The sequence below is a fragment of the Thermobaculum terrenum ATCC BAA-798 genome (genome assembly GCF_000025005.1).
In the GTDB taxonomy this organism is placed as follows: Bacteria; Chloroflexota; Chloroflexia; order Thermobaculales; family Thermobaculaceae; genus Thermobaculum; species Thermobaculum terrenum.
On sequence record NC_013526.1, the window covers coordinates 21,378 to 46,756 of the forward strand.

The following is a 25,379-nucleotide window of genomic DNA, read 5'->3' on the forward strand; positions in this document are numbered from 1 at the left end:
GTGCTCTACCTTTCCAGGCTCAGGCTACAGCCACGCCATCGCGATGTCCAGAAGGACCTCAGCAACTGCCACGCGCTCCACTCCCGCATCCTGTCGGCCTTCCCCCTGCTGCCCACCCCATCCTCCCCCAGGGCGGAGATGGGCGTCCTGTACCGCCTGGAAGAGGCAGGACGCTTCCCCACGGTGATAGTGCAGTCCAGGCTGGAGCCCGACTGGAGTCGCCTGCCAGAGGGGTACCTGGCATTCCCCGCAGAGTGCAAGCGCGTGGACGATAAGTACAGCCGGATCAACCAGGGAGACCGCTTCATCTTCAGGCTCCGAGCTAACCCGACCAGGCGGATAGCCAGGGGCAACACCGAGCAGGCCGAGAGATGGAGGGGCAAGAGGGTGGAGCTCCAGCGCGAGGAGGACCAGATCGACTGGCTCATACGCAAGGGCGACCAGCACGGGTTCAAGCTCCTCAGCATCACCGTGCGCCAGCAAGCCGTGCCCAACCTGCGCGTGCTCCCCAACAACAAGACCCATGGGTGGCGGCGAGATGCAGGCGGCAACCGCAGGCTGACCTTCGGGTCGGTGCAGTTCGAGGGCGTGCTGGAGGTCACCGACAGGGAAAGCTTCATGCAGGCGCTCGAGCAGGGCGTCGGCAGCGGCAAGGCCTTCGGCTTTGGCCTGCTGTCCATAGCCCCCGGCGCCCAGCCCCCTGACGAGGGGGATGCGCCATGAGGCTGAAGGACCTGCACATACTCCCCAGGGTCAGCGACAGCTGGTCCTACCTCTACGTAGAGCACTGCAGGATCGACCAGGACGCCAGGGCGATCTCCCTGCACGATGCCACAGGCAAGACGATGGTGCCCTGTGCCAGCCTCTCGCTGCTCATGCTCGGCCCCGGGACGTCGATCACGCACGCAGCCATCCAGACCCTAGCCGACAACGGGTGCCTGGTGGCCTGGGTCGGCGAGGAGGGTGTAAGATTCTACGCGCAAGGCATGGGCGAGACCCGCTCCGCAACCAACACCCTCAGGCAGGCGATGCTGTGGAGTGATCCAGAGCTGCACCTGCAGGTGGTCCGTCGGATGTACGAGATCCGCTTCCGCCACCCCATCAACCCCAACACCAGCCTCAAGCAGATACGCGGCATGGAGGGCGCAAGGGTGAGGGGCGCCTACCTCCAGCTAAGCAGAGAGACCGGGGTGGAGTGGAAGGGGAGGGACTACAGCAGCAAGTCATGGCATTCGAACGATGCCATCAACCGTGCCATATCCGCGGCCAACAGCTGCCTGTATGGCGTCTGCCACGCGGCGATCGTCTCCGCTGGCTACTCCACCGCCCTGGGCTTCATCCATACGGGTAAGATGCTGTCCTTCGTCTACGACGTAGCAGACCTCTACAAGACGGAGATCTCCATGCCAGCAGCCTTCTACGCAGTGGCCGAGGGCGGCGCATCCCTCGAGAGCCGTGTGAGGCGCAAGTGCCGCGACATCCTTCGGGAGACTCGCCTGCTCGCCAGGATAGTCGAAGACATAGATACCGTACTAAACGTGGACAGTCCCATCCCCCACAAGTACCAGAATCCATACGACTCCGACCCAGGGGTGCCCGGGGGCTGGTGGGACCCCGAAGCGAGGGAGATACAGGGAGGCTACAACGCTGCCAGGACGCCTGGCCCGGAAGATCCCGGGGAGGCGGACACATGACGGTAATAGTGGTGGAGAAGGTCCCCGCCAGCGTGAGGGGAGAGCTGACCCGCTGGCTGCTCGAACCCAGGACGGGCGTGTTCGTAGGCCGACCATCAGCGCTCGTACGGGACAAGCTATGGGAGCTCGTGTGCCAGCGCATCGTGGAGCGCACGGGACCCGAGGAGATGGGAGGGGCAGTCATGATCTACACCTCGGACAACGAGCAGGGGTTCGAGATGAGGATCTTCGGGGACACGAGCAGGGATCTGGTCGACTTCGAAGGGCTATGGCTGGTCAAGGTCTAAGTGGCAGGGGGCGTATAGCGAGCTGCAGGGCTGTTCCGGAGCTTACCGGACAGCGCGCAGTCAGACGCGCTCCATCGGAGCCCGGAAGCATGCCCGCACGATACCAAACGGGGCATCTAAAATTAAACCCCAGGTAGAATGCGGAGTTAGCAAGTATCGTCCCCACACGCGTGGGGGTGAACCCTGCACCTGCACGGTGTTGCCCCCGGTGGGTACATCGTCCCCACACGCGTGGGGGTGAACCGAGGAGATGCAGAGCTGGGGGCTCGAGTTCTCTATCGTCCCCACACGCGTGGGGGTGAACCGCAGCCGCCTCGGGGCTGTTTGGCCTTCTCGTCATCGTCCCCACACGCGTGGGGGTGAACCGTAACGTCGATCTCGAGAGATGAGCGAGACGAGATCGTCCCCACACGCGTGGGGGTGAACCGCTGGGCGCGGGCGCGAGCACCAGGGGTGCGGGATCGTCCCCACACGCGTGGGGGTGAACCGCTGGGCGCGGGCGCGAGCACCAGGGGTGCGGGATCGTCCCCACACGCGTGGGGGTGAACCGTTGGGGGACAAAAATGGTGAGTAGCACATAAGATCGTCCCCACACGCGTGGGGGTGAACCGGCAGCGCCACTGCCGCCAGCAACCCGGGCATCATCGTCCCCACACGCGTGGGGGTGAACCGAACAACGACATGCCCGCGCCCCAGGAGCTCACATTGTCCCCACACGCGTGGGGGTGAACCGTTGTCCGCAGGGGGGTGGGAGCTCACTCCACCATTGTCCCCACACGTGTGGGGGTGAACCGGTGCGCGACCACGCCCACCGCTGCCAGGGGAGATCGTCCCCACACGCGTGGGGGTGAACCGGCGTAGTCCGCCACCGCCTTGAACCCGGGCACATCGTCCCCACACGCGTGGGGGTGAACCGTTGTGTGGGATCCTCTTTGGCCGACCGCTGCTATCGTCCCCACACGCGTGGGGGTGAACCGAACACGGAACTACGGGCGGAGCTCGAGCGCGCATCGTCCCCACACGCGTGGGGGTGAACCGCTACAGATGACGCCTGCTTTGCGCTCCGGGGGCATCGTCCCCACACGCGTGGGGGTGAACCGTAGAGCGAGCCCGAGGTTGAGAGGCGCACCATATCGTCCCCACACGCGTGGGGGTGAACCGGCCTCCGAGCTCCTCCGACGCTTCCTGGAGCTATCGTCCCCACACGCGTGGGGGTGAACCGCGCCGCCCGCAGCGCCTCTCCATCCACCACGACATCGTCCCCACACGCGTGGGGGTGAACCGCAACCGCTGCAACGCCTTCTGCCAGGGGGATAATCGTCCCCACACGCGTGGGGGTGAACCGGAGCTCCGGACTGGAGCTCTCAGTGGCATCAACTGGGCATGACCCTAGCGCCAGGAGGCGCGTCGGGAAGGTGTCCCGCCCCGGGGTGTGAGAGTGGTCATATTCCCGGCAGGCCGAGATTGCCTGGGTGTGCTCCGAGGTGCAGGGAGTGCGTAGGGGCACTTTACATAAGGCTATGATGTGGGGTTAGGGGGTGGGGCAGGGGCCCTGTGGCCCCTGCGTGGTGTGCGTGCGCCCTTGGGGTTAGTCCTTCAGGAAGAGCTCGATCACCGGCACGGCGACCGGGGGCTTTTGTACCGGCAGGTGCAGCGTCAGTGTGTCGGGGCCGATGCCTCCCATGGTGGTGTTCTGTGCCTGCTGCTCGGGGTCTATCACGCTCATGCGGATCTCGGAGGCGTCGTTGAGCAGCTGAGCGTACTCCACCCGGCCTGCCAGTCCCGGCAGGTGCAGGTGACCGAAGGGCCAGGCGAACACGTGCAGGTAGAGCCTGTTGCCGTTTTGGGTGTAGCGGCAGTCGGGCGGTGGGGTGAACTCGCTGGCGGTGCAGCCGTAGATGGCTCGGTTGTGCAGGCGCATCCACTCGCCTATGCCCCGCAGCGTCTCGATGGCCTCCGACTGGAACTCTCCCCTGGCGTTGGGACCGACGTTCAGCAGCATGTTGCCTCCCTTGGAGACGGAGTCCACGAGCATCCGCACCAGCATGTCGACCGGCTTGAAGTCCTTGTTGTCGCGGTCGTAGCCCCAGCTGCCGTTCAGCGTCTGGCAGGCCTCCCATACGACAGGTCGGCCGTTCACCTTCAGCCACTCTGCCGGCTGGTACTGCTCGGGCGTCTTGATATCGCCGCCTATCTCCAGGCGGTCGTTGACGATGATGCCGGGCTGGAGCTCCCGCACCATCTGTATGAGCTTCTCGGATTGCCAGTCGTCCTTCCCCTTGCCCTTGGACCATCCCCAGTCCATGTGGGAGTAGGAGAAGTCGAACCACATGATGTCGATCTTGCCAAACTGGGTGAGCAACTCCCTGACCTGGCCGTGGAGGTACTCGACGTACTTGCGCATGTCGCGCTGCTTCTGGGATTCCCTGAAGGCTACGTCGTCGCGCCGTGGGTGCAGTCCATCTATGGGAAACTCCGGATGGTGCCAGTCGATCAGCGAGTGGTAGAAGCCCACCTTGAATCCCTCGGACCTGAAGGCCTCCACCATAGGACGCAGCACATCTCTGCCCCATGGCGTGTTCGTGGCCTTGTAGTCCGTGAGGGCGGAGTCCCACAGGCAGAAGCCGTCGTGGTGCTTGGTGGTGACCACGAAGTACTTCATGCCGGCGTTTTTGGCCTCCTGCGCCCACACCCTGGGGTCGTACAGGTCGGGGTAGAAGTGGTCGAAGTACTTCTGGTACTCCTCGTCGGTCATCCTCTCGCGGTGCTTGACCCACTCGTGGCGTGCCGCCAGCGAGTAGATGCCCCAGTGGATGAACAGGCCGAAGCGGTCGTGCACGAACCAGCTGGTATCTCCCCCAGCGCCTTGCCAGTTGTCAGACATCCTCCACCTCCAGTGATGTTTGTGTTATAGCAGTGGTAGTATCCAGAAGACCAGCCCCAGCAGCCCGAAGGCTATCAGGGGGATGATGATCCTCAGGTAGCGCCGGCGCAGCTGCCCCATCTCCGCCCCCTTGCGCAGATAGGGCTCGCCGACCATGATGGTGACGAACAGCATGATAAGCAACAGGATGCCCGCGATCAGGTAGACGAAGGTGCCGGCGTAGCGGACGTCCACGTCCGTGACATCGAACAGCATGGCTATGATGTTGAGGACCGACTGGGGCCAGATGATCACCAGCACCACGAACCCTACCACTATGATGGACGCCAGCATGAGGTAGGCGAGCAGGTACCTGCTGAGTCTCTCCCTGCGGGACATGTCCTTTGGACGCAAGATGCTTCTCCTTTCTAGCAAGCTCTGTGCACGCCTCCTATTATCGACCCTCGCCGGCTATCAGGTCCAGTGGGAAGCTGTGCTGCTCGCGCAGGGGCAGGTCGACCTTGTCCCTCCGCCAGGCCGACTCGTAGGCCGCCAGGTACAGCTCCGTCGAGAGCATCCCCTGCCTGCCGGAGACCAGTGGCTCGGGCCCTCCCTCGATCCAGCCGATGAGCGCGTCCAGCACCTTCCCGAAGGGCTCGTCCATCTCGTGGCCCGGCTTTGGGGAGTGCACGTTGGAGCGGGTCTCGATCGTCTCCACGCCGTTGCCGTCCAGCACCTGGAGCTGTCCCTCTCCCAGGATGTCTATCCAGCCCTCGGTGCCCAGCAGGCGCATCGTGAAGCCGCCGTTGAGCATCTCGCCGTCCTCCAGCAGCGCGCGGGTGCCGTCCTCGAAGCACACGTAGGCCAGGGCGCTCTCCGCCAGCAGGTGGCCGTAGGCCTTCTTCTCGCCGGTGCACCTGACCTGCCCCATCACCCAGCGCGCGGGCTGATCGTCGGCGAAGAACCGGAACATGTCCAGCCAGTGGGTGCCCCACTCTATGAGGTCGGCGCCCGGCAGGGAGGCCATGAACATCACCGGCTGACCTACCCTACCCGAGCGCAGCAGCTGCTTGGCCCGCTGGAAGACGTCGAGGTACCGTCGCTGGTGGTTGACGACCAGCCTGGTGCCGGCGCGCTCGCAGGCCTCGACCATCGCCCTGGCGTCGTCCATCGTGAGCGCAAAGGGCTTCTCGCACCACACGCCCTTCACGCCCGCCTCGGCGCAGGCCTCCACCATCTCGCGGTGGAACACTACGTAGGTGGAGATGCTCACGATGTCCAGGTGCGCCTCCAGCAGCATCTCTCTGTAGTCGGTGAAGCTGGAGGTCACCCCGAACTGCTCGGTGAACCTGTTGAGGTTCTCGATGGAGATGTCCGTTGCCGCCACGATCTGGCACCTGGGATCGTTGGAGTAGGCCATGGCGTGCGCGTAGCCTATGCTGTGCGCGCCGATGCCCTCCCCGCCCCTGCCAACACCTATTATGCCTACCCTGTACATCCTTGCCTCCTCATGAGTTTTCTTGATCTAGTAGCCAGGATATCGCGTTGTGGACCACGCTCTGGAAGCTGGGGGTGGCGAAGGATCGCATGTCGTGCCCCAGCGCGATGTAGGCCGTGCGGGCTTCTCCGTAGCTGCCCGCCCAGGCCAGCGGCCAGCGCCTGCCATCGTACTCTGCCTCCAGCAGCACCGCCGACCTCCTGGGCTCCCGCAGGTTGTAGTACAGCTCGTCGGGGGTGACGAAGTTCCCTACGCCCGCCAAGATGGGGTGCTCGGGGTGGACCACCTGCACCTCGAACTCAGCGTAGGGGGGATGTGTGGACTGCCCCCAAACGAAGCGGCCGTCGAAGATCTCTTCGAACTCCGGCCTGTCGTCAAAGCTGGCCAGGCCAGCATGCAGGCACAGGAGGGCTCGCCCCTCGGAGAGGAAGCGCTGGACCGCCGTCATGTGCTCGTCGGAGAAGGGTTCGTACCTTTCCGGCTTGCGGCTGGAATCCTCCCACAGGCTGGCGTCCAGCTCCATCATGCCGGACCACTCCAGGCCCATGATGATCAGTAGGTCGGCCCTGCTCAACGTCTCCCAGTCGAACACCGAGCGTTCCTCACTGTAGACCACCTCGTTGCCCCAGGGAGAGAGCTGCTGGATGAGCCAGCCCCCCTGCTCGCGATACGGGTGGTATGGCCCTCCACCCCAGATGTGTATCCTCGCCATATGGTCTCCTTTCGTATCCCGTAGTTATTATCATGGTCTCAGCTCTTCGGCAGTAGGGACTCGTCGCCGGCCACAAACACCCAGTCCTCCCGGCTTGGGGGTGCGTACGCGCCATCTAGCCCCACCTCCGCTGGCAGGCAAGTGCCGTGCCGTGGGTCGAACCACTTGGCGGTGGCTGGCGTGTGCCTCAGCGAGATCCCCTCCCCGAGCGGGGTGTAAGCCAGCATCAGCCCACCATCGAGCGCCGCGGCGACCGCGATGTGCCCTTCAGGGCGCTCCGACTGGCGATCGAGGAGCTCCTGCGCGGGTCTGAGCTCCCACCACGGCAGGCTCCTCACCAATGAGCCTAGGTGCTCCATCTGCGCGCTGCCCGGCAGCGCCATCGCCTCCCGCCAGGTCGGTGCCACGCCCGAGTTGGGGTGCTCTATGGGCACTCGAGGCTCCGTCTCCCAGCTCCAGAGCCCGTGCGCGCCGTAGCCCACCCCCGCCGGCGGCAGCGAGAGGAGCGACCACCATACCGCCCTCCGCACGTTGTAGTCCGTGTGCGGGCGCCCCGACTGGTACGCCCTGATGCCCTCGTACGGGGGCTCCAGGTTGATGATCGGGTGCGGCGCGAGCTCGCGCCACCTGGTGGTGGGCGGTCCGGAGTAGATCCACCGGATGGTGCGCTCGTCGTCCCCGTGGCCGCTCTGGTAGCCCCACACGTGCAGCCAGGGCTCGTGCTCGAAGGCGTCGTAGGGCCAGGACATGCTGTTGGAGTGCATGGCGACCAGCCCGTCGCGTCCCTCGAACACCTGCCGACCTATCCGCTGCCACCGCCGGGCCCTCTCGCCGGTGTAGTCGCCGTCGCCGGCGAGTATCCAGACGGTGTCCAGCTCCCACAGGCGGTCGACGATGTAGCTTGCCAGCTCCACGGCGTACCTCTCGGGGAGCTCCCCCGGTGTCCTGTCGGGTGGGCCGTAGTCCCACAGGAGCACGCAGGCGGCGACCATGCCTTGGTCGTTGATCGCCCTCACCCGCCTCTCGATGCGGTCGAAGAAGCGGTGGTTGATCCTGATGGGGCCGCTGCCCTCGTAGGCCACCTCGCCCTCGGCGCTGGCCGGCGTTGCCCTCCACTGGGTGGTGACGCAGTGGATGACGGTGAAGCCCTTGCGCTGCCTGTCCGCGAGATACTGCTCCCAGTCCTCCTCGCTTGAGAGCAGAGGGCCGCTCCAGGGGGTATCCGCGAGCCAGAAGAACGGGGCAGCGGCCTCGTCCAGCAGGTATCTGCCTCCGGGAGCCAGCCTCAGCCTACCCGCCATGCCTACCTCTCCCCGGTCTCTGGCGGGAGCTGCACGGCGCAGCCCGTCCGCTGGGACTGGTAGATCGCCAGGATGATCTCCAGCGACTTGCGGGCGTCCTCGCCGCTCACCGGAGGAGTCTGCCCTGCCCGCAGGCAGCGGAATATCTCCCGGAACTGCACCGCGTGGGTGAGCCACCACTCCTCCCCCTCCTCGGGATGGCGCGTGCGCTCGAGGTCCTCGGCCGTCAGCAGCTCGCGATCCTCCCTGGGCTCCCAGAGGGTGATGGAGGAGCCGGTAAGGGTGGCCCCTCCCTCGGTGCCCACGATCTCTATCCTGGGCGGTCGACTGGTGTAGGCTGCGGTGGTGCCCTGGATGGTGCCCAGAGCCCCGCTGCGGAAGCGCACGGCCGCGCTGCCGACATCCTCGGTCTCGATCCTGTGCGCCAGGGTGGCCGTGAAGCCCTCCACGCTCTCCACGTCGCCCATCATCCACTGCAGCAGGTCTATGTAGTGGATGCTCTGGTTCATCAGCGCCCCGCCGCCGTCGTACTTCCAGGTGCCTCGCCAGCCACCGCTCTCTTCGTAGTACTGCTGGGACCTGTACCAGTGGAGGAAGGCGTTGCCGTACACCGGCTGGCCGAACAGCCCGGCATCGATGGCTTTCTTCAGCTTGAGGACGTCGCGATGGAAGCGGTTCTGGAATATGACCGAGAGCGTCACCCCCGCCTCCCTCGCGGCCCGGATCATCCTGTCGGCTCCCTCCAGAGTGATGGCCATGGGCTTCTCGGTCACCACGTGCTTGCCGGCCCGAGCGGCCATCACCGCCTGGTCGGGGTGCATGCCCGAAGGGGTCGCCAGCGTCACCAGGTCGATGTCCTGGCGGGCCAACAGTTCCTCCATGCTGGGGTACCAGTCGATGCCGGCCTGCTCGGCAAGTTGCCTGCCCACCTCCTCCCGGGGCTCAGCCACGGCCAACAGCCTCACGCCCTCCAGGCGGCTCAGCACCGCAGCGTGCACCTTGCCTATGGTGCCTGCTCCGACTATTCCAACGCCGAAAGTCTCCATCTTCTCCTCTCCTGTCTACTCCAGATTCACGCCCGCTCGGGATGCCACCTCCCGCAGGCCATCTATGCACCTCATCGTAGCCTCCCTCGGCCCCTCGGGTATCCGCATGTGCGTCTCGATCGACAGGGGGCCATCGTAGCCGTCATCCGCCAGCGCCCGCAGCTGCCCCACGTAGTCGATGCTGCCCTGGCCGATGACGGTCCACCTGCCGGAGGAGTCCAGGTCCTTGACGTGCACGTGGATCACCCGGTCCCGGATGTGCCGGTAGCCGTCGGGGTAGGGCCTGGAGCCCGCAGCCGCCTCGTTGCCGGGGTCCCAGATCAGCCCCAGGTGGGGTGATGGCAGCCGCTCGAGGTACCAGCTGGCCTCCTCCCCCGTGGCGATGTTGCAGGCGTGCTCGTTCTCCAGCCCCAGCTTCAAGCCGGAGGGACGTGTGCGCTCCACGGCCTCCGCCAGCACCTCCAGTATCTCCTCTCGGGCGGAGGCCGGGTCCGGCAGCCTCCAGAAGGAGAACGCCCTCACGATCGGTGCGCCGAGCATGTGGGCCACCTCGATCGATCGCTCCAGCACCTGCCATTGCTCGTCCCTGGCGGCGGGAGACGCGAAGTGGGTGGCGCCCTGCGGCGCGCCATCACCGTGCAGGTGGCACTTGAGGAAGGGCGAGGCTATGGCGCAGACCTGCACGCCCTCGGCATCCAGCCTGCTCCTGAGCTGACGGACGTAGGCATCATCGTGCTCGAGGATGCTCCTGCCGTCCACGGCGCGCAGCTCGATGGTGCGCAGCCCCTTCAGGCGGCAGACCTCCAGCACCTCGCCTATGTCCTGCGAGATCTCGTCGCTGATAACGCTAGTACGCATAGAGTGTATCACCTCCTGTCGCAACATCTTATAACAGTTGGCCCTCAGAGGTTAACACTTTTGCCCAGATTCGCTTCGATCTCCCGCAACCGCTTGATGCACTCCCCCGTGTACAGGTCCATCACCCCCTCGCGGTCCTGCCTGTCGGCCGCCAGGTAGGGGTTGGAGACCGGCGGCAGGAACTCCATGGTGAGCCAGCCGTCGTAGCCCACGTCGCGCAGCGCTCGCAGCACCTCCGCGAAGTCGATGTGCCCCCGCCCCACCGACTCCCTGTTGCTGTCGGCTATGTGCACGTGGCGGATGAGGTCTCCCGCCCGCCGGATCGACCCCGCGATGGAGGGCTCCTCGATGTTCATGTGGAACGTGTCGGCCATGACGGCGACGTTGGGCAGACCCACACGTCGCGCCAGCTCCACGGCCTGCTCGAGCTTGTTGATGAGGTAGGTCTCGAAGCGGTTGAGCGCCTCTATGACGAGCGTGACGCCCAGCCCCGCGGCGTGCTCTCCGGCCTCGCGCAGGCTCTCCATCGCCAGCTCGAGCTCCGTGCGCGCGTCGGCCACCGGGGCGGTCCTGCCCACAGGGGAGGGCACGACTATCACGGTGGGCGCCTCCACCGCGGCGGCCAGCTCGCAGCACGACTTGACGTAATGCACGGCCCATCGCCTCAGCTCCCCGTCCGGGTGCGAGAGGTCCCGCTTGGGGGGATAGAGCCCGCAGATCGAGGAAGCCACCAGCCCGCGGTCGGCCAGCAGCCGACGCACCCTGGCGGGCTCCAGCTCCCCAGGCTCACCCGCCAGCTCCACCCCCTGGTAGCCGTAGCGCGCGAGCCTGTCGAGGCTGTGCTCCAGGGGCTCCCTGCCGTAGATCCATTGACTTACGCTGTACTTCGCCATCTCTACACTCCTCGCCTGTGTGCTAGATAAGATTATGGCCCAATTCGCCCATCGGGGCATAGCCCGGCATATAGTTTGCACTTTAAACAGATTGCATTTACAATAGTTTGTATGACAAACGATATGGAAGCCTTAGATCGATCGCGCGAGGGCCCGGATATCCTGCACAGCGCCGGGTTCCTGCTCTCCACCGCGGGCAGGCTCGCTCGCGAGAGATTCGAGCGGGCGATAGCTCCCCTGGGCCTGAGGGCCCGCCACTTCGGGGTGCTGCTCGCGCTGGCCACCCACGGCCCCGCCCCCCAGGGCGAGGTGGCCGACGAGGCGTGGATGGACAAGTCCACCATGGTGGCGGTGGTCGATGACCTCGAGCGCTGGGGGTTGGTGGAGCGCAGGCGCAGCGCCCAGGACCGCCGGATGTACGAGCTCGTCATAAACGAGCGGGGGCGGGAGAAGCTCGCCGAGGCGCTGGAGGTGGTCGCGCGCTCTGAGGACGAATGGCTGGGGCCGCTGAGCCCGGAGGAGAGGGAGCTCCTGCGCGGGCTGCTGGCGAGGCTGCTGTATGCCCCTGGCGGCCTGCTGCGGGGGCGGGAAGGAGGCGAGGAGTGAGCTACGGGGTGGCGATTGCGGGCCTGCTGGCTATAGCTGCCCTGGCGGTCGCCAAGCGATGGCGGCGGACGGTGGTGCGCCGGCGCGTCGACAGGTGGGAGCTGCTGCCCACAGCCTGCGTCTGCGGGGCCACTGGCGTGGGGCTGATGCTCGCGTCGGCCCTCGCGGCGCAGGATGGCGACCTGGCCGCGTTGGTGGGCGCGGCCACGGGCACCGCCCTGAGCTTGCTGCTGGCGGCCTTCGCGCTGCGGGAGTCGTTGGTGGAGCTCTTGCCCGACGGGGTGTACTTCGTGCCTCCGAGGGGCATCGGGGTGGCTGTGTTCACCCTGCTGCTGGTGCAGCTGGTCCTGAAGGCCTGGCGGCTGTACGTCTTCTACCGCGATAGGTCATGGGAAGTGGGAGCCATGCCGGCGGGCGCGCACAGGGTGTCGCTCGGCGACGCCCTGCAGGCCATCAGGCCCAAGGGGGACCCCTTCACCATCGCGGTGTTCTCGCTCGTGGCTACCTACTTCGCCGTGTACTACGTGGGGATCCTCCGGCGTGCGCGCCAGCTGGGGGGTGCCCCCTGGCCCCCGCCGTCCTGATTTGACGGACATCCGTTGCTGTGCTCCAATGTCTTATGAGTCACCTGGATAGAAGGACCTTCCTGTGGGGACTGCTCGGGCTGGCCGGCGCCCAGCTGGGCTGTGGCGCCCCGGGGACGGCCACCCCGACCGTGGGCCCGCTGCCCTTCGACCGTCGGCGGGCCTGGGGCTACCTGCTTCGGCAGGTGGCCTTCGGGCCAAGGGTGCCGGGGACGGCCCCCCACAGCAGATGCCGCGACTTCCTCCTGCGCGAGCTGCGCGCGACGCTTGGAAGCGCCTCTCCCCAAGCCTTCAGCTTCCAGGGCGTCCAGATGTGTAACATCCTCTCGCAGTACCATGGGGGAGGGGAGGACCACGTTCTCCTCTGCGCCCACTGGGACACCAGGCCCAGAGCCGACAACGAGCGCGATCCCGATCGCAGGCGGCTGCCCATCCCGGGGGCCAACGATGGTGCGAGTGGCGTGGCCGTCCTGCTGGAGATCGCCCACGCGCTACAGGTCCTCAGGCCGCCCATCAGGGTGAGCTTTGCCCTCTTCGATGGCGAGGACTGGGGCCCCGATGAGGCGAGCATGTACCTTGGCTCCCGGCACTACGCCTCCACCCTCCCGCAGGGCAGGCCATCCTGGGGGGTGCTGCTCGACATGGTGGGCGACAGGGCCCTGCGCATCCCCCGCGAGGGATTCTCGGAGGAGATGGCGCGCGCTGTCAACGACAGGGTGTGGGCGGCGGCCCGGCTGGCAGGGCACGGCGACGTGTTCGTGGAGGAGAGGGGCGCGAGCATCCTGGACGACCACCTGCCTCTGCTGCGTCGGGGCATCCCGGTGGTGGACGTCATAGATTTCGACTACCCTCACTGGCACACCCTGCGGGACGACCCCTCAGCCTGCAGCCCCCACAGCCTGGAGGTCGTGGGGCGCACTGTCCTTGCGGCCCTCACCTTCGAGCTCTGAGTCACCCAGGTCGCCTCTCAAGCGGCCCGTACAGAGCCCATACCTCCGTGGATTCTCAACCTCTCCTCGACCCCGCCTTCACCATAGTCCGCTACAGGTATAGTACATATAGGTATAGATACGCTACGCATAGATGTAAATACACAAGCGGAGGTGGAGCATGTCGATCGGCCGCAAACTGGTCAAGGTGATGAGGGACCCCTGGATCCTGCTGCGCAAGGCCACCAGCCCACTGATCGAGCGCAGGAAGGCTGCAATGGACCTCGAGCAGGAGCGCGCCAGGTCGATTCGCTTCCTTAGCGAGCACTTCGGCGTGGATGCCGCCGCCCTGCACGATGAGTACTGGTCCTCAGCTTTCGCCTCCTGGTACCTCCGCTGGTACCAGGAGCTGGGGAGGCTGGTCCGGGACAAGGAGACCTCCTCGCACTTCGACCTGGTCACGCTGTACATGCTCGTGAGGGCGCTCAGGCCGGAGGTGGTCGTCGAGACCGGCGTCAACTACGGGGCTTCGAGCGCGCATATCCTGGCGGCGATGCGCGAGAACGGTGGGGGGACGCTCTACAGCATCGATCTGCCCAAGCCCCGGCCACCGGGTGCCCCCTCACAGGACTTCCTGGTGCCGCCGGAGCTCTCCTCCAGCTGGCGGCTCATCCTGGGCGACAGCCGGGACGAGCTGCCTGGGCTGCTGCGCACCCTGGGGCAGATCGACCACTTCCACCACGACAGCCTGCACACCGTGCAGCACATGTCGTGGGAGTATGCGACGGCCCTGGAGCACATAAGGTATGGAGGGGTGCTGTCGTCGCACGACGTGGTCGTGCCGCTGTCACTGCAGAACGTCTTTGAGACTTTCTGCCGGAAGCATGGGCTGCCCTATGGGGTGTTCCGCAACGTGGGCATCGCCCTGTGCCAATGGTAGACACGGGATTTAGCCGCCCTCGCGCGGGGGCATTCCCCGCTGGGTAACGAGCTCCTGCCCGGGATGGCCCTCGCTGTCGGGGATGTGCAGCCGCTCGTAGAGGTTGAGCCCCTGCAGCAGCACGAGGTGGTATATGGCGCTGGACACCGCCAGGAACTGGTTGAAGTAGAACAGCAGCAGGTCGAACACGGTCAGCGCCACCAGCAGCGTGATGGTGCCCAGCCCGATCGCCCTCCGCGTCCTCCCGATCAGCAGGAGCGCCGCCGTGACCACCAGGCAAGCCCCTATGACGCCCTGGAGCAGCACCCTCAGCGCGAGCAGGCCGTAGGTCACCCCTGGCGTCAGCTCGATGCGTGAGTACCTGGCCAGCTTCACCCAGAGGCTGCCGTTGGCGTCCACGCTGGGCAGGAGGTAGATCCCCAGGTTGGTCAGCAGGTCCAGCAGCATCGCCGCCCCCACCACGCCGGAGACGACGATGAGCCCCAGCCACAGTCGCCTCTCGGTCAGCCAGGACTCCGCCCTCCATATGAGCCTGTTGAGCCTTGCCCAGGGGCTAGTGTAGGGCATCACGACCACCAGCTCCTTGGAGTCGATGAACTCCAGCAGCGCGTCCGCCAGCCGCCCGAGGTTGTTGTTGCCGGCCTGCCTGCGGACGTCCCGCAGCAGCTTGCGCATCTGGCTCCTCTCGTGCGGGTCGAGGTCGTGGTCCAGCACCTCCTCCATCATGTCGAGCGCGCGGTACAGCTCGGACCTGACGTCCCTGGGCTCCGGCCGCTTGATCCTCAGGTACAGCAGGGCCGTCAGCAGGAAGAAGGCGTAGATGATCGGGGCGGCCGGCGGGTAGAAGTAGTCGTTGTTCTGGGTGATGAACTTGCCGACCTCGTCGATGAACAGCCCCACCCCGATGCCCGAAAGCAGCGCCCCCAGGGAGTAGGCCCAGCGGTTGGCGAAGACCAGGGGGAGGATGGACGCCACGAACAGCAGCAGTCCTCCCCACAGCACGTGGGCGATGTGCAGCCCATTGCCGCCCAGCTGCGGGTAGCCCGTAAGCCACAGGAACAGCCGCGTGAGCAGCACGGAGCCCGCGAAGGCGACCAGCGTCACCATCAGGTACCTCTCGGCGCCGGACCTCTTGACCGGTCGGTTGATTCTCCTGCTGTGGATCATCGCGTGCCTCCCAAGCGTGCTTATTACATGATACCCGGATCGTCGGCCCGGGGGCAGCTATGCCCTCTCGGCGCCTATGGGGTACACTGACACTTGTAATCCAATAGAGGAGGGCTTCATGATAGGCATAGGCATACTTGGGGCAGCGCACATCCATACCCCCAACTTCGCGCAGCGGCTGCGCAACCGTGAGTCCGTCCGCGTGGTGGCCGTGTGGGACCACGATGGCGAGAGGGCTCAGAGGTACGCCACGATGTTCGGCGCGCAGCTGGCCAGCACGCCCGAGCAGGTGCTGACCAACTCCCAGGTCGAGGCGGTCATCATCTGTGCCGAGACCAGCAGGCACGCCGACCTCGTGCTGGAGACGACCGCCGCGCGCAAGCACCTGTTCGTGGAGAAGCCGCTGGCGGCACGGGCCGAGGAGGCCTTCGAGCTCGCGCGGGCGATCGAGGCCGCGGGCGTCAAGTTCCAGACCGGCTACTTCATGCGGAGTCACCCCATCAACAGGTTCCTCAAGCAGGAGATCGCCCAGGGACGCTTCGGGCGCATCACCCGCGTGAGGGCCTCCAACGGCCACGCGGGCGCCCTGCTCGGCTGGTTCGACACGGAGTGGCGATGGATGGCCGACCTCAACGATGCGGGGGTGGGAGGCTTCGGCGACCTCGGGAGCCACGCGCTGGATCTGATGCTGTGGCTGCTCGAGGGGGATTTCGTCCGCTCCGCCACCGCCTGCATCGGCAACGCCACCGGCAGGTACGGGGAGACCGACGAGTTCGGCGAGGGACTGCTGGATTTCAGCAGCGGGGCGGTGGGCACCGTGGCCGCCGGTTGGGTCGACCTGGACAACCCCGCCCAGCTGATCGTGAGCGGCACGCGCGCCCACGCTGCGGTGGTCAACGGCGAGCTGTACTACAAGTGCGAGGAGATCGAGGGCGCCGACGGCCGCACCCCCTGGGCGGACCTGCCGGAGCCCCTGCCGCACGCCTTCGAGCTGTTCCTCGATGCCCTCGAGGGGCAGGACGTCCCCCTGGTCACCCCCATGGAGGCCGCCAGGGTGGTCTCCGTGATGGATGCGATGTACGAGGGCTCGGCACGCAAGTCCTGGGTCACGCCCCGGTGGGACTAGGGGATTTAAAGGGGTTGGGGGCCGGGATCACCGGCCCCCAGGTGCAGGAGGAGTAGTGTGGCAGGAAGGTAGTAGTCTAAGTTAGGTTGTCAGCCTACTGGCTGGGACCGACCCCTACGATGGGGCCGAAGGCGAGCATCTCGCGCTTGAGCTCTGGCAGCTCTATGGTGCCCCACTCGGGGACCTCGCGCGCGGTGCAGCCTATATGCTCGCAAGCATGATGCCTGCTTCTCACAATCTTCAGAATTCTTGCTATAATCTTCATAGTTGGTACCTCCTTTGAGATGCCAAGCGTTCTTCTCGTTCAGGGGCTGCCCCTACCGGGCAGCCTTCTCTTTTGCCTCTTCTCGTTCTTCGGCCAGGGCCCTCAGCTTGCCCTTGGCGGTGCTCCAGATGGCCTCCCTGTCGAGCCCGGACAGGCGCAGCCTCTTGAAGTAGTCCACGGCCGCCCTCTCCAGGGAGACGTCCTTGAAGCCCTGTGCCTGCAGGCGCTGCCTGTGCTGCAGGATCTCCTGCCAGGCCTCCTGGGCCTCCTCTTCACTCAATTCCCAGCCAGTCAATCTAGCTATCAACTTCACGTAGTACTTCGGCTTCTCTTCCTTTGGCACTACCCTCAGCACGTATCTCATTGCCCTGAGAGGGTGCCTTGCCGCCGCCAGCAGGACGTCGCCTACGCCGTAGCCCGACTCCAGCAGCGGCTCCAGCTCCGGCACAACCACCGTGGTGGTCTTGGCCAGTGCCCCCGGCCCCTGCTCATGGGCGCCGGGCATTATTCTGCGTTGGCTCAGCTCCGGCTGGGAGAGGAACCAGCGCTTGCGGAACTCGGCGCCGTGGCGCTCGTCCCACTCGCGGGCCGCCTCCTCGAAGGTCAACTCCCTGCCGAGCTGCTGCTCTCTGGCGCGCTTGTAGCACTCGATCTCTTCCATCGCTGCCCTCGCCTCGGCCTCGGTCATGGCCCTGCCGAGCACCCTCTGCAGCCTGTGAGCCGTGGCCTTCGGGTGCAGCTCCGGGCGAGAAGCGTACGAGTACCTGTAGACATCCTCGAAGCCGACGCCGCTCTCCGTGCGCACGTCGAGGACGCCATACCCGATTCGCTTCTGCAGATCTGGATTGTTCACTACTTCAACTACTGTTACGTCGTTTCTCATCTCTCTGCCCTCCCTTAGGCCGCTTCGCTGCCCTCGGTTGCGGCGTCAGCCTCTACCCTTTCCCCGCTCGGCAAGTTGCCTATCTAACTCAGCAACTTTACCTATACTTATGTTAAAATTCTCTTGGTCTTGCACGGTTCATGCGTTTTTCTGCATGATTACCGTTTCCGAGATTAAGTATACAGCATGATTCCGCAAAATCAAGGGGATTCGTGCAAAAATCCGTAAATTCATGCAAAAATTGGCAGTTTCGGGAAGAAGGGGTGTAGATGCTCACTGAGGAGAGGAAGCGTTTTATTTTAGAGACTCTGGCCCGCGAAGGGAAGGTGCTGGCGCACGACCTCAGCAAGAAGCTCGGGGTCTCCGACGACACCATCCGCAGGGACCTGAGGGACCTGGCCCGCGAGGGGCTGCTGGTGAGGGTCCACGGGGGAGCCCTCCCGAGGTCACAGTCGATCACGGCGCCCTACTCGGCCCGCCAGCAACAGGAGCCGGTGGTGAAGGCGGCGATCGCCGAGGCGGCCGCCAAGCTGGTGGAGAACGGCCAGGTGATCATCCTGGACGGCGGGACCACCACCCTGCAGGTGGCTCAGCACCTCCCCAAGGACCTGCACGCCACGGTGGTCACCAACAGCCCCCCCATCGCGGTGGCCCTGGGCGAGCACCCTTACGTGGAGGTGGTGGTCCTGGGCGGCAGGCTGTACAAGCACGGCATGTCCACGGTGGGCGCGGCCACCTTGCAGGAGATCCAGATGATCAGGGCGGACCTGTGTATGCTGGGCGTCGGTGGGCTGCATCCGGAGCTGGGGCTGACGACGGACAACCTGGAGGAGGCCCACGTCAAGAGGGCCATGGTGGCCAGCGCCGCCGAGGTGGTGGCCCTGGCCTCCGCCGAGAAGATCATGGCCGCCCAGCCCTACATCGTGGCGCCTCTGGCCGACCTGACGCACGTGGTGACCGAGGCCTCCGTGCCCCGCGAGGAGCTAGCGCCTTTCGAGGCCGCTGGGCTGACGATCATCCTGGCTTAGGGGCGCCAGCAGGCCCTCCCGCACGATGTGCTCCAGGGAGAGCTCTCGGTACCCCTTGCTCGCGAACAGCACGGTGATCTTGTCGCCCTCTATCCTGTGGACCGTGCCGTCACCCAGGGAGGGGTGCCTCACCCTCTGGCCGACCTCGAACGGGTGGTCCACGCGCGAGGCCCGCGGCCGCCTGCCCAGCAGGTCGTTGTCGCACATATTGCAGCGCTCGCCCCGCATCTGCTCCCCGAAGTAGTTGAGGATGAATTCTCTTCGACAGCCGGGCGACTCCATATAGGAGCGCATCATCTCCAGCCGGCTGCGCTCGTACTCCCTGCGGGCGTGCTCCTCCTCCAGCGACACCTGCTGGGGATCGAAGCGTTTCCGCGTGAGAAGTATCCGGTCTTCCTCCTGCCGGATGAAGCCGCTGCGCTCCAGCGCCATCAGCGCCCTCACGATCAGGCTCCTTCCCAGGCCCGTCTCTTCCTGGATGTCCTCCAGCTCCCGCCGCCTGATCTTGCGCAGCGCTTGGTACACCTGCCTCACCTCATCCAGAGTCAGGTCGCTTGAGCCCGCCATGAACGCCGCCTTCTCAAGGTCCTCGTCCTTGTGCAGCAGGCAGCAGAACGCGAACTCGCCATCCCTGCCCGCCCGGCCGGCCTCCTGGTAGTAGGCCTCCAGGCTGGCGGGCGCGTCGCGGTGGATCACGAAGCGCACGTCGGGCTTGTCTATCCCCATCCCGAAGGCGTTGGTCGCGACCACCACCCTGAGCTTGCCCTCCATGAAATCCTGCTGCACACGCTCCCTCTCGCTCTTGCGGCGCCTGCCGTGGTAGTAGCCCGCGGGGATGCCCATCTCCTTGAGCCACCCGGCCGTCTCCTCGGCGGCCCTGGTGGTGTTCGTGTAGATCAGCCCCGGGCCCTCCAGCGCCCTCCTGATGCGCGCGCTCACCTCCTCGGTGTAGGCTTCCACCTGGCCGGAGAGCAGCGCCTCCAGCACCTGCCGCTCGTCCTCGTGCTGCTCCAGCCGGTGCACCTGCAGGAACAGGTTGGGGCGGTCGAAGCCGTGGGCCACCACCAACGGATCGCGCATCCCCAGCGTCCGGGCGATGTCCTGCCTCACCCACGGGGTGGCGGTGGCCGTGAGCGCCAGCACCGGCGGACGCCCCACCTCCTCGACCACCTCCCCCAGCTGCAGGTAGGAGGGGCGGAAGTCGTACCCCCACTCCGAGATGCAGTGGGCCTCGTCCACCACGAAGAGCGAGACCGGCCTGTCGTCCAGCTCCTCCCGGAGGTTGCCGCCCGTGGCCCCCTCTGGGGTGACGTACACCAGCTTGATCTCCCCGCGCTTGATGCCCTCCAGCGCCTCGCGGGTCTCGGGATAGAGGCTGCTGAAGCCCACGGCCTTCACGCCCACCTCCTCCATGGCCTCTAGCTGGTCGCTCATCAGCGCCAGCAGGGGGGTGACCACCAGCGTCACCCCCGGCAGCAGCTGCGATGCCAGCTGGTAGATCAGCGACTTGCCGGCGCCCGTGGGCAGGATGGCTATGACGTCCCTTCCGGACAACAGCGCTCTGAGAGCCTCTCGTTGGCCGTCCTTGAACTCCTGATGGCCGAACTTCTCCAGTAGATCCTCAAGTTGGGGGTGTTCTGCGGACATGCTGTATCCTCTCTTGCTCGAGCTATCGCCGTGTATAGAGCAACAAGCGTGCCCGCGATCCTCCTCAGAGCGGTGGCAAGCCTCCAGATGCCGAGGTCGCCCGGATCCCACCCAGCCGGTTGGGGCTGCCCCTGCCACCTCTCCCACATCTCCCTCTCCATGAGGTACAGGTTCCCAAACATCACCCACCCTCCTTGTTACTCTTAAAAGGTCTTTGATGGTTATTGTAGGGGCACCGGTGTCACCTGTCAAGCTATTTAGACGGTGATCAGGCTTGTAGTGTCACCGGCATAAGTGGTAAACTGGTTATGATAAGTTTTGGGAGAGGGCAGATGCATGATCAAGGTGCCCCTGGCGATCTGGAGCTCGTCAGGGCTTTCGTCAACACGCTGGACATGGAGGATGGTCGCGAGGAGCTGACGGATCCCCGGAGCCTGCGGGATTGGCTGGAGGCTCACGGCCTCCTGCATGGCGACGCGGAGCTGGGGGAGGACGACCTGCGGGCGGCGCTCACCTTCCGCGAGTGCCTGCGAGACCTGCTGGCGGCCAACAACTGCCACCCCCTGCCCGCTGACACGGTCGGGAAGCTCAACCAGCTGGTGGGCGCCATCCGGGTGGCCTTCCGGTTCGACCCCGACGGCGGGCTGGACCTGGAGCCCTGCTCCTCGGGGGTGTACGAGGCTCTGGGGCACATGCTGGCGATCATCTACGCCGCGATGCTCGAGGGGACCTGGCAGCGGCTGAAGGTCTGCCGGGACGAGGGCTGCCAGTGGGCCTTCTATGACCACTCCAAGAACAGGTCGGGTACGTGGTGCACGATGCAGGTGTGCGGCAGCCGCAACAAGGCCAGGAACTACCGGTCGCGTAAGCGGGCGCAGGCTACAGCCCGCTGAGCCCGTCCTCCTCGGTCGGCAGCTCGATCGTTGTGCGGGCGTTCATCGGTTCCACCACCCCCCATGCGGGCAGCTCCTGCGACAGCCTTGCCAGCCCCATCACCCAGGCGGAGAGCGCCAGGTGGCAGGCCAGCCGACCCAGTAGCATCGAGATCGCTCTCATGGTATGGCCTTCCTTCCACAGATCTTCGTGTGCCCATTGTAACCCATTTCCATTAAATAGTGGCAGCGCCCGCAGCGCCCTCGGATGAAGAGTTATTCATACTGGGGGGAGTAGCTGGCCAGCTCCTCGATGAACGTGATGAGGGCCGTGTGGTCCTGCTGCGACCTTCCCCTGGCCTCGAGCGCCGCGAAGGCCTGGTCCACCAGGGCTGTGGCCGGCAGGGGCACACCCAGCTCCCGCCCCGTCTGCAGGGCTATCCCCAGGTCCTTATGGTGGAGCGCTACCTTGAAGCCCGGGTTGAAGGTATGGCCCAGGAAATTGTCCTTGCGCATCTCCAGCACCCTGTTGCCGGCCATGCCTCCCATGAGCACCTGCACGATCTTGGCAGGGTCCACGCCCGCCTTCGCCCCCAGCACCAGGGCCTCGCTGACGGCCTCGATCGTGAGCGCCACGACTATCTGGTTGCAGGCCTTCACGACCTGCCCCGAGCCGCTGGGGCCCAGGTAGGTGATCGTCTTGCCCAGCACCTGGAAGATAGGCAGAGCGCGCTGGAAGTCCTCCTCCCTGCCGCCGACCATTATGGAGAGCGTGCCCTGCTGGGCGCCCACATCCCCGCCGCTCACGGGCGCGTCCAGCATGCGTGCGCCTCTCTCCTCGACCCTGCTGGCTATCTCGCGCGTGGCGATGGGCGAGATGGTGCTCATGTCGATCAGCAGTGAGCCCTGCCTGATGCCCTCCAGCACCCCTTGCTCGCCCTCCACCACCTGGCGCACATCGGGGGTGTCCGGCAGCATGGTGATGATCACGTCGGACCGCTCGGCCACCTCGGCGGGCGAGCCCGCGCCCTCGGCGCCCTCGCGCTGCAGCTCCTCCACGGGCCCGCGGCTGCGGTTGTGCACCACCAGCTGGTAGCCCGCCTTCAGCAGGTTCCTGGCCATGGGCTTGCCCATGATGCCCAGCCCTATAAAGCCTATCCTCTCCATCATCTTCCCTCCGCCAGAAGTATTTGCGACGGTCGCGCGTCGCCCGCCCGCGCCTCGCGCGGCAGCCAGCGCAGGCTCTCATCGGTGCCCACTCCCCGGGGGATGTACTCCAGCCCCACGTAGCCTGCGTAGCCCCTCTCCTCCAGCGCGCTCAGGATCTGCTGGAAGTCCAGCGATCCGCTCCCGGGCTGGCCCCTGCCGGGCCAGTCGGCGATCTGCACGTGGGAGATCAGCTCGCGATGGGCGTCGAACAGCTCCAGCAGCTCTGCCTCCCTGGGGCGCTCGCCCAGCATCACCTGGGCGTGGTAGAGGTCGTACTGCAGCCTGACGTTGCCCCTGCCCACCGCGCGGATGAACGCCACGGCCTCCTCTACCGTCGGCAGCAGGTAGGGGCCGTTCTCGTGGGTGTTCACCGGCTCGATCAGCACCTCTATGCCGTGGGGAGCTGCCTGGTCCGCCGCCCACGCGACGTTCTGGCGTGCCAGCTCCAGCTGCTCCTCCAGCGGCAGGGACTCGATCCGCAGCCCCACGAGCGCGTTCAGCCTCCTGCAGCCCAGAGCGCGCGCCAGCTCCAGCGCCACCGGCACGTGCTCGCGGAACCCCTGGTGCCGGGCAGGGTCGGAGAGCAGTCCCCTGTCGCCCGCGGGCATGTCGCCGGCGTCGAAGTTGAACAGCACCACCCACAGCCCAAGCTCCCGCACTCGCGCCGCAAGCTGCTGCAGGTCCTCTCCTCGGGGCCACCAGAACTCCACCGCTTCGAACCCTGCCGCCCTGGCCCTCTGCAGGCGCTCCATGAAGGGCGATTCCCGCCACAGGGTGGATATGTTTGCGCTGAACCTCAACTCCTCATCTCCAGATAGGGGTGTCTGGAAGCCAAGGTAACATCAATCGTCTTGGGCTGTCAACACTCCCTGTCCCGTCCTGGCTGCCCTGTGCTAAACTGAGGTCATTCCAGGGATACGGGAGGTGCGCATGGGCGAGAAGGTAGGCGTTGGGATCATAGGCACGGGCGGTATCTCCGGCGTGCACATTCGGGGGCTCACCACCCAGTGCAGCGACATCGCGCGGATAGTGGCCGTGGCCGACATCAGCGAGGAGCGGGGCAGGCGGGCCGCCCAGCAGGCGGGTGGCGCCGACTACTACCAGGACTACCACGACCTGCTGGCCAGGGACGACATCCAGTTCGTGGAGATCCTCACGCAGCCGGCCCTCCACAGGGAGATCGCCGTGGCTGCGGCCCAGGCGGGCAAGCACATCTGCATCATCAAGCCGTTCACGGTGATGCTGCGGGATGCCGACGAGATCATACAGGCCGCCAGGCAGGCGGGCGTGAAGCTGTTCGCCGGCCAGCCCACGCGCTACGACCCGGCCTCCAGGACCATCCACGAGGTGGTGCGCAGGGGGGATATCGGCGAGCCGACGCGCATGTACACCCGCAGCTTCCTCTACCTGGGGTGGCTCGAGAAGCCTCAGGGCTGGTACTACGACCTGCGCCAGAGCGGCGGCGTCACCGTCGAGACGCTGGTGCACCACATGGACCTCATGCACTGGATACTGGGCCCCGCCAGCAGGGCCTACGCCGAGGCGGGGTCGTTCTACACCCAGGACAAGCCCACCCCGCTGCCGGACGACCAGATAGCGGTGCTCTACAGGTTCCAGAGCGGCGCGATCGGCGTCCTGGAGGGCGCGGGCTCGCGGGCCCTCGGCGCCCCCTCCTGGGCGACGGAGGTCACGGGCACCGAGGGGGCTGTGTGGCTGGAGGAGGGGGGCAGGGTGACGGTGTCGCGCACCAGGCTGTCCTCAGGCAGCCTGGAGACCATCATCCCCGGCGAATCCGACACCACCGGCGGCGCGGGGCCCATGCTCAGGGACTACCTCCAGTGCGTGCTCGAGGACAGGGAGCCCCCAGTGACGGGCGAGGACGGCCGATACGCCGTCGAGATGGCCTGGGGCGCGATAGCCTCCTACCGAAGCGGCCAGCCGGTCTCGCTGCCGTTCGACCCCGCCCACTACCCGGACTTCGACTGATGGCCGCGGGGCGTTCCCCCGGCGGCCTCGACCGGCCAGCCCGCTACCTGGCGGAGGGGGGCTAGCGCTGTGTCGGGGCAGGCGGGGGCTGGAGAGGGCATGGCCCAACTGCGGGAGGTGCTGCGCCGTCTCGGAGCCGGCGAGCTCCGCAGGGCGTCGCTCGTGCGCGGCGGCAGGCACACGCAGGTGCTCAGGCTGGAGTGCGAGGGCGGCACTTACGGCCTCAGAGTGTTCCCGCCCAGGCAGGAAGAGCTCGCCCGCAGGGAGTACCTCGTCATGCGCCACCTGCAGGGGACCAGGATACCCGCACCAGAGCCTCACGCGCTGCTTACGCTGGAGGGCAGAGCTGCCATACTGATGTCCTGGTGCCCGGGCAGACCGATGGCCACGGAGCTGATGAGGCGCCCCTGGAGGGCTTGTCACCTCGGGGCGAGCATGGGCAGGCTCCAGGCCGAGCTGCACGCGCTGGATGTGCCTCCCGAGCTCCGGAGCGCGCTGCCCTCCTGGCTGGAGGCGATCCCCTTGGACCCCGAGCTGCGGTGCCTGCTCGAGAGGGTGTCTCTGGGCCGGGAGTCCCTCCTGCACCTGGACGTGCACCCGTTCAACGTGATGACCGATGGCGGGCGCGTCACCGGCCTGCTCGACTGGGCCAACGCCCGCCTGGGGGATCCCAGGGCAGACTGGGCGCGCACGCTCTCCATCCTGCGGCTGGACGTGGGCTCGAGGCCGTGGATAGTGGTGGCGCTGGTGCGCCTGTTCGAGCTGGGGTGGAGGTGGGGTTACAGGTCCAGGCGCGGCCGCCTCGCGCACATGCCGGCCTTCCTCGCCTGGGCGGGCGAGTTGCTCCTGCGCGATCGAGGCCCCCGGCCCGACCGGCAGGACTCCCTCTCACCGGCGGAGGTGGCCAGGGTGCGCCGGTGGATCTCCACCTGGAGGCGACGCGTGGGCCTCTAGCCCGCTATTTGTTTGCAACGCATACTAAAAG

At 66.2% G+C, this 25,379-nt stretch carries 28 protein-coding genes and 1 CRISPR repeat array; of the genes, 12 read left to right on the top strand and 16 right to left on the bottom strand.

Annotated elements, in window-relative coordinates:
* From cas6e to cas2e, 3 genes are read left to right on the top strand one after another with little or no spacing between them, the layout of a single operon-like run.
* A complete protein-coding gene (cas6e, locus tag TTER_RS09660; protein ID WP_012875837.1) occupies positions 1 to 723 on the top strand; it encodes a type I-E CRISPR-associated protein Cas6/Cse3/CasE in 723 nt (240 codons plus the stop codon).
* On the top strand, positions 720 to 1,694 hold the full coding sequence (cas1e, locus tag TTER_RS09665) for a type I-E CRISPR-associated endonuclease Cas1e (RefSeq protein ID WP_012875838.1): 975 nt from the start codon (positions 720 to 722) through the stop codon (positions 1,692 to 1,694). Before cas6e ends, cas1e begins: the two co-directional genes overlap by 4 nt.
* Positions 1,691 to 1,981: a type I-E CRISPR-associated endoribonuclease Cas2e gene (gene cas2e, locus TTER_RS09670; RefSeq protein WP_012875839.1), complete on the top strand. Its 291-nt coding sequence runs from the start codon at positions 1,691 to 1,693 to the stop codon at positions 1,979 to 1,981. Before cas1e ends, cas2e begins: the two co-directional genes overlap by 4 nt.
* A 155-nt stretch (positions 1,982 to 2,136) precedes the next feature.
* Positions 2,137 to 3,326: a CRISPR direct-repeat array (repeat unit 29 nt; unit sequence ATCGTCCCCACACGCGTGGGGGTGAACCG).
* 243 nt (positions 3,327 to 3,569) lie between these two features.
* Here the strand turns inward: cas2e and TTER_RS09675 are convergent.
* From TTER_RS09675 to TTER_RS09710, 8 genes are read right to left on the bottom strand one after another with little or no spacing between them, the layout of a single operon-like run.
* Positions 3,570 to 4,865 carry an alpha-L-fucosidase gene (locus TTER_RS09675; protein WP_012875840.1) on the bottom strand — a complete coding sequence of 432 codons (1,296 nt, stop codon included), beginning with the start codon at positions 4,863 to 4,865 and terminating at the stop codon, positions 3,570 to 3,572.
* A 24-nt stretch (positions 4,866 to 4,889) separates the two neighbouring features.
* Positions 4,890 to 5,258, bottom strand: coding sequence for a hypothetical protein (locus TTER_RS09680; protein ID WP_012875841.1), 369 nt, complete (start codon positions 5,256 to 5,258; stop codon positions 4,890 to 4,892).
* 40 nt (positions 5,259 to 5,298) lie between these two features.
* Positions 5,299 to 6,342: a Gfo/Idh/MocA family protein gene (locus tag TTER_RS09685; RefSeq protein ID WP_012875842.1), complete on the bottom strand. Its 1,044-nt coding sequence runs from the start codon at positions 6,340 to 6,342 to the stop codon at positions 5,299 to 5,301.
* A gap of 10 nt (positions 6,343 to 6,352) precedes the next feature.
* Positions 6,353 to 7,054, bottom strand: a complete 702-nt coding sequence (locus TTER_RS09690) for a ThuA domain-containing protein (protein WP_012875843.1) — start codon at positions 7,052 to 7,054, stop codon at positions 6,353 to 6,355.
* Between the two features lie 38 nt (positions 7,055 to 7,092).
* The gene (locus tag TTER_RS09695; RefSeq protein WP_012875844.1) at positions 7,093 to 8,355 is read right to left on the bottom strand and encodes a glycoside hydrolase family 140 protein; all 1,263 of its coding nucleotides are present in this window, start codon (positions 8,353 to 8,355) and stop codon (positions 7,093 to 7,095) included.
* A gap of 2 nt (positions 8,356 to 8,357) precedes the next feature.
* Complete coding sequence (locus TTER_RS09700) at positions 8,358 to 9,401, bottom strand: Gfo/Idh/MocA family protein (RefSeq protein ID WP_012875845.1); 1,044 nt, start codon at positions 9,399 to 9,401, stop codon at positions 8,358 to 8,360.
* 15 nt (positions 9,402 to 9,416) lie between these two features.
* Positions 9,417 to 10,259, bottom strand: a complete 843-nt coding sequence (locus TTER_RS09705) for a sugar phosphate isomerase/epimerase family protein (protein ID WP_012875846.1) — start codon at positions 10,257 to 10,259, stop codon at positions 9,417 to 9,419.
* Between the two features lie 44 nt (positions 10,260 to 10,303).
* Complete coding sequence (locus tag TTER_RS09710) at positions 10,304 to 11,233, bottom strand: sugar phosphate isomerase/epimerase family protein (RefSeq protein ID WP_148211980.1); 930 nt, start codon at positions 11,231 to 11,233, stop codon at positions 10,304 to 10,306.
* Positions 11,234 to 11,263: 30 nt separating this feature from the next.
* Between TTER_RS09710 and TTER_RS09715 the strand changes: the two genes are divergently transcribed.
* From TTER_RS09715 to TTER_RS09730, 4 genes are all read left to right on the top strand, one after another.
* The gene (locus tag TTER_RS09715) at positions 11,264 to 11,758 is read left to right on the top strand and encodes a MarR family winged helix-turn-helix transcriptional regulator (RefSeq protein ID WP_012875848.1); all 495 of its coding nucleotides are present in this window, start codon (positions 11,264 to 11,266) and stop codon (positions 11,756 to 11,758) included.
* Entirely contained in the window at positions 11,647 to 12,342 is a 696-nt protein-coding gene (locus TTER_RS09720) for a CcdC protein domain-containing protein (protein ID WP_148211981.1), read from the top strand. The genes TTER_RS09715 and TTER_RS09720 overlap by 112 nt, the downstream gene beginning before the upstream one ends.
* A 35-nt stretch (positions 12,343 to 12,377) precedes the next feature.
* Entirely contained in the window at positions 12,378 to 13,292 is a 915-nt protein-coding gene (locus tag TTER_RS09725; protein WP_012875850.1) for a M28 family peptidase, read from the top strand.
* Positions 13,293 to 13,452: 160 nt separating this feature from the next.
* Positions 13,453 to 14,211: a class I SAM-dependent methyltransferase gene (locus TTER_RS09730; protein ID WP_012875851.1), complete on the top strand. Its 759-nt coding sequence runs from the start codon at positions 13,453 to 13,455 to the stop codon at positions 14,209 to 14,211.
* A gap of 9 nt (positions 14,212 to 14,220) precedes the next feature.
* Here the strand turns inward: TTER_RS09730 and TTER_RS14865 are convergent, their stop codons facing one another.
* Positions 14,221 to 15,378, bottom strand: a complete 1,158-nt coding sequence (locus TTER_RS14865; RefSeq protein ID WP_012875852.1) for a hypothetical protein — start codon at positions 15,376 to 15,378, stop codon at positions 14,221 to 14,223.
* A gap of 118 nt (positions 15,379 to 15,496) precedes the next feature.
* On the opposite strand from TTER_RS14865, the gene TTER_RS09740 reads away from it, so the two are divergent.
* Positions 15,497 to 16,504 (top strand): Gfo/Idh/MocA family protein, encoded by a 1,008-nt coding sequence (locus TTER_RS09740; protein WP_012875853.1) that lies wholly within the window; start codon positions 15,497 to 15,499, stop codon positions 16,502 to 16,504.
* Between the two features lie 94 nt (positions 16,505 to 16,598).
* Here the strand turns inward: TTER_RS09740 and TTER_RS15790 are convergent, their stop codons facing one another.
* On the bottom strand, positions 16,599 to 16,769 hold the full coding sequence (locus tag TTER_RS15790) for a hypothetical protein (RefSeq protein WP_012875854.1): 171 nt from the start codon (positions 16,767 to 16,769) through the stop codon (positions 16,599 to 16,601).
* Between the two features lie 52 nt (positions 16,770 to 16,821).
* Positions 16,822 to 17,652 (bottom strand): hypothetical protein, encoded by an 831-nt coding sequence (locus tag TTER_RS09745; protein WP_012875855.1) that lies wholly within the window; start codon positions 17,650 to 17,652, stop codon positions 16,822 to 16,824.
* Positions 17,653 to 17,921: 269 nt separating this feature from the next.
* Here TTER_RS09745 and TTER_RS09750 point away from each other — a divergent pair, with 269 nt between their 5' ends.
* Positions 17,922 to 18,680: a DeoR/GlpR family DNA-binding transcription regulator gene (locus TTER_RS09750; RefSeq protein WP_012875856.1), complete on the top strand. Its 759-nt coding sequence runs from the start codon at positions 17,922 to 17,924 to the stop codon at positions 18,678 to 18,680.
* Here the strand turns inward: TTER_RS09750 and TTER_RS09755 are convergent.
* The gene (locus TTER_RS09755; protein ID WP_012875857.1) at positions 18,636 to 20,327 is read right to left on the bottom strand and encodes a RecQ family ATP-dependent DNA helicase; all 1,692 of its coding nucleotides are present in this window, start codon (positions 20,325 to 20,327) and stop codon (positions 18,636 to 18,638) included. The genes TTER_RS09750 and TTER_RS09755 overlap by 45 nt on opposite strands.
* On the bottom strand, positions 20,213 to 20,509 hold the full coding sequence (locus tag TTER_RS15795; protein WP_169302676.1) for a hypothetical protein: 297 nt from the start codon (positions 20,507 to 20,509) through the stop codon (positions 20,213 to 20,215). The genes TTER_RS09755 and TTER_RS15795 overlap by 115 nt, the downstream gene beginning before the upstream one ends.
* Positions 20,510 to 20,659: 150 nt before the next feature.
* On the opposite strand from TTER_RS15795, the gene TTER_RS09760 reads away from it, so the two are divergent.
* Complete coding sequence (locus TTER_RS09760) at positions 20,660 to 21,220, top strand: CGNR zinc finger domain-containing protein (protein ID WP_012875858.1); 561 nt, start codon at positions 20,660 to 20,662, stop codon at positions 21,218 to 21,220.
* Here the strand turns inward: TTER_RS09760 and TTER_RS15800 are convergent.
* The 3 genes from TTER_RS15800 to TTER_RS09770 all read right to left on the bottom strand — a co-directional run bounded on the left by TTER_RS15800 (position 21,207) and on the right by TTER_RS09770 (position 23,208).
* Positions 21,207 to 21,383, bottom strand: coding sequence for a hypothetical protein (locus tag TTER_RS15800; RefSeq protein ID WP_012875859.1), 177 nt, complete (start codon positions 21,381 to 21,383; stop codon positions 21,207 to 21,209). The genes TTER_RS09760 and TTER_RS15800 overlap by 14 nt on opposite strands.
* A 92-nt stretch (positions 21,384 to 21,475) precedes the next feature.
* Complete coding sequence (locus TTER_RS09765) at positions 21,476 to 22,366, bottom strand: 2-hydroxy-3-oxopropionate reductase (RefSeq protein WP_012875860.1); 891 nt, start codon at positions 22,364 to 22,366, stop codon at positions 21,476 to 21,478.
* Entirely contained in the window at positions 22,366 to 23,208 is an 843-nt protein-coding gene (locus TTER_RS09770; RefSeq protein ID WP_012875861.1) for a hydroxypyruvate isomerase family protein, read from the bottom strand. The genes TTER_RS09765 and TTER_RS09770 overlap by 1 nt, the downstream gene beginning before the upstream one ends.
* A 130-nt stretch (positions 23,209 to 23,338) precedes the next feature.
* Here TTER_RS09770 and TTER_RS09775 point away from each other — a divergent pair, with 130 nt between their 5' ends.
* The gene (locus TTER_RS09775; protein ID WP_012875862.1) at positions 23,339 to 24,394 is read left to right on the top strand and encodes a Gfo/Idh/MocA family protein; all 1,056 of its coding nucleotides are present in this window, start codon (positions 23,339 to 23,341) and stop codon (positions 24,392 to 24,394) included.
* A gap of 69 nt (positions 24,395 to 24,463) precedes the next feature.
* Positions 24,464 to 25,348 (top strand): phosphotransferase family protein, encoded by an 885-nt coding sequence (locus TTER_RS14870; RefSeq protein WP_049823047.1) that lies wholly within the window; start codon positions 24,464 to 24,466, stop codon positions 25,346 to 25,348.
* The last annotated feature ends 31 nt before the right edge of the window (positions 25,349 to 25,379 follow it).

Excerpts from the sequence above, each read along its gene's own strand:
- TTER_RS09750 (WP_012875856.1), top strand. The coding sequence starts at position 17,922 with ATGCTCACTGAGGAGAGGAAGCGTTTTATTTTAGAGACTCTGGCCCGC.
- TTER_RS09695 (WP_012875844.1), bottom strand. The coding sequence starts at position 8,355 with ATGGCGGGTAGGCTGAGGCTGGCTCCCGGAGGCAGATACCTGCTGGAC.
- TTER_RS09690 (WP_012875843.1), bottom strand. The coding sequence starts at position 7,054 with ATGGCGAGGATACACATCTGGGGTGGAGGGCCATACCACCCGTATCGC.
- TTER_RS09715 (WP_012875848.1), top strand. The coding sequence starts at position 11,264 with ATGACAAACGATATGGAAGCCTTAGATCGATCGCGCGAGGGCCCGGAT.
- TTER_RS09775 (WP_012875862.1), top strand. The coding sequence starts at position 23,339 with ATGGGCGAGAAGGTAGGCGTTGGGATCATAGGCACGGGCGGTATCTCC.
- TTER_RS09705 (WP_012875846.1), bottom strand. The coding sequence starts at position 10,259 with ATGCGTACTAGCGTTATCAGCGACGAGATCTCGCAGGACATAGGCGAG.
- TTER_RS15795 (WP_169302676.1), bottom strand. The coding sequence starts at position 20,509 with ATGTTTGGGAACCTGTACCTCATGGAGAGGGAGATGTGGGAGAGGTGG.
- cas1e (WP_012875838.1), top strand. The coding sequence starts at position 720 with ATGAGGCTGAAGGACCTGCACATACTCCCCAGGGTCAGCGACAGCTGG.
- TTER_RS09755 (WP_012875857.1), bottom strand. The coding sequence starts at position 20,327 with ATGTCCGCAGAACACCCCCAACTTGAGGATCTACTGGAGAAGTTCGGC.
- TTER_RS09760 (WP_012875858.1), top strand. The coding sequence starts at position 20,660 with ATGCATGATCAAGGTGCCCCTGGCGATCTGGAGCTCGTCAGGGCTTTC.
- TTER_RS14865 (WP_012875852.1), bottom strand. The coding sequence starts at position 15,378 with ATGATCCACAGCAGGAGAATCAACCGACCGGTCAAGAGGTCCGGCGCC.
- TTER_RS09730 (WP_012875851.1), top strand. The coding sequence starts at position 13,453 with ATGTCGATCGGCCGCAAACTGGTCAAGGTGATGAGGGACCCCTGGATC.
- TTER_RS15800 (WP_012875859.1), bottom strand. The coding sequence starts at position 21,383 with ATGAGAGCGATCTCGATGCTACTGGGTCGGCTGGCCTGCCACCTGGCG.
- TTER_RS09720 (WP_148211981.1), top strand. The coding sequence starts at position 11,647 with ATGGCTGGGGCCGCTGAGCCCGGAGGAGAGGGAGCTCCTGCGCGGGCT.
- TTER_RS15790 (WP_012875854.1), bottom strand. The coding sequence starts at position 16,769 with ATGAAGATTATAGCAAGAATTCTGAAGATTGTGAGAAGCAGGCATCAT.
- TTER_RS09765 (WP_012875860.1), bottom strand. The coding sequence starts at position 22,366 with ATGGAGAGGATAGGCTTTATAGGGCTGGGCATCATGGGCAAGCCCATG.
- cas2e (WP_012875839.1), top strand. The coding sequence starts at position 1,691 with ATGACGGTAATAGTGGTGGAGAAGGTCCCCGCCAGCGTGAGGGGAGAG.
- TTER_RS09685 (WP_012875842.1), bottom strand. The coding sequence starts at position 6,342 with ATGTACAGGGTAGGCATAATAGGTGTTGGCAGGGGCGGGGAGGGCATC.
- TTER_RS09745 (WP_012875855.1), bottom strand. The coding sequence starts at position 17,652 with ATGAGAAACGACGTAACAGTAGTTGAAGTAGTGAACAATCCAGATCTG.
- TTER_RS09675 (WP_012875840.1), bottom strand. The coding sequence starts at position 4,865 with ATGTCTGACAACTGGCAAGGCGCTGGGGGAGATACCAGCTGGTTCGTG.
- TTER_RS09725 (WP_012875850.1), top strand. The coding sequence starts at position 12,378 with ATGAGTCACCTGGATAGAAGGACCTTCCTGTGGGGACTGCTCGGGCTG.
- TTER_RS09740 (WP_012875853.1), top strand. The coding sequence starts at position 15,497 with ATGATAGGCATAGGCATACTTGGGGCAGCGCACATCCATACCCCCAAC.
- TTER_RS09700 (WP_012875845.1), bottom strand. The coding sequence starts at position 9,401 with ATGGAGACTTTCGGCGTTGGAATAGTCGGAGCAGGCACCATAGGCAAG.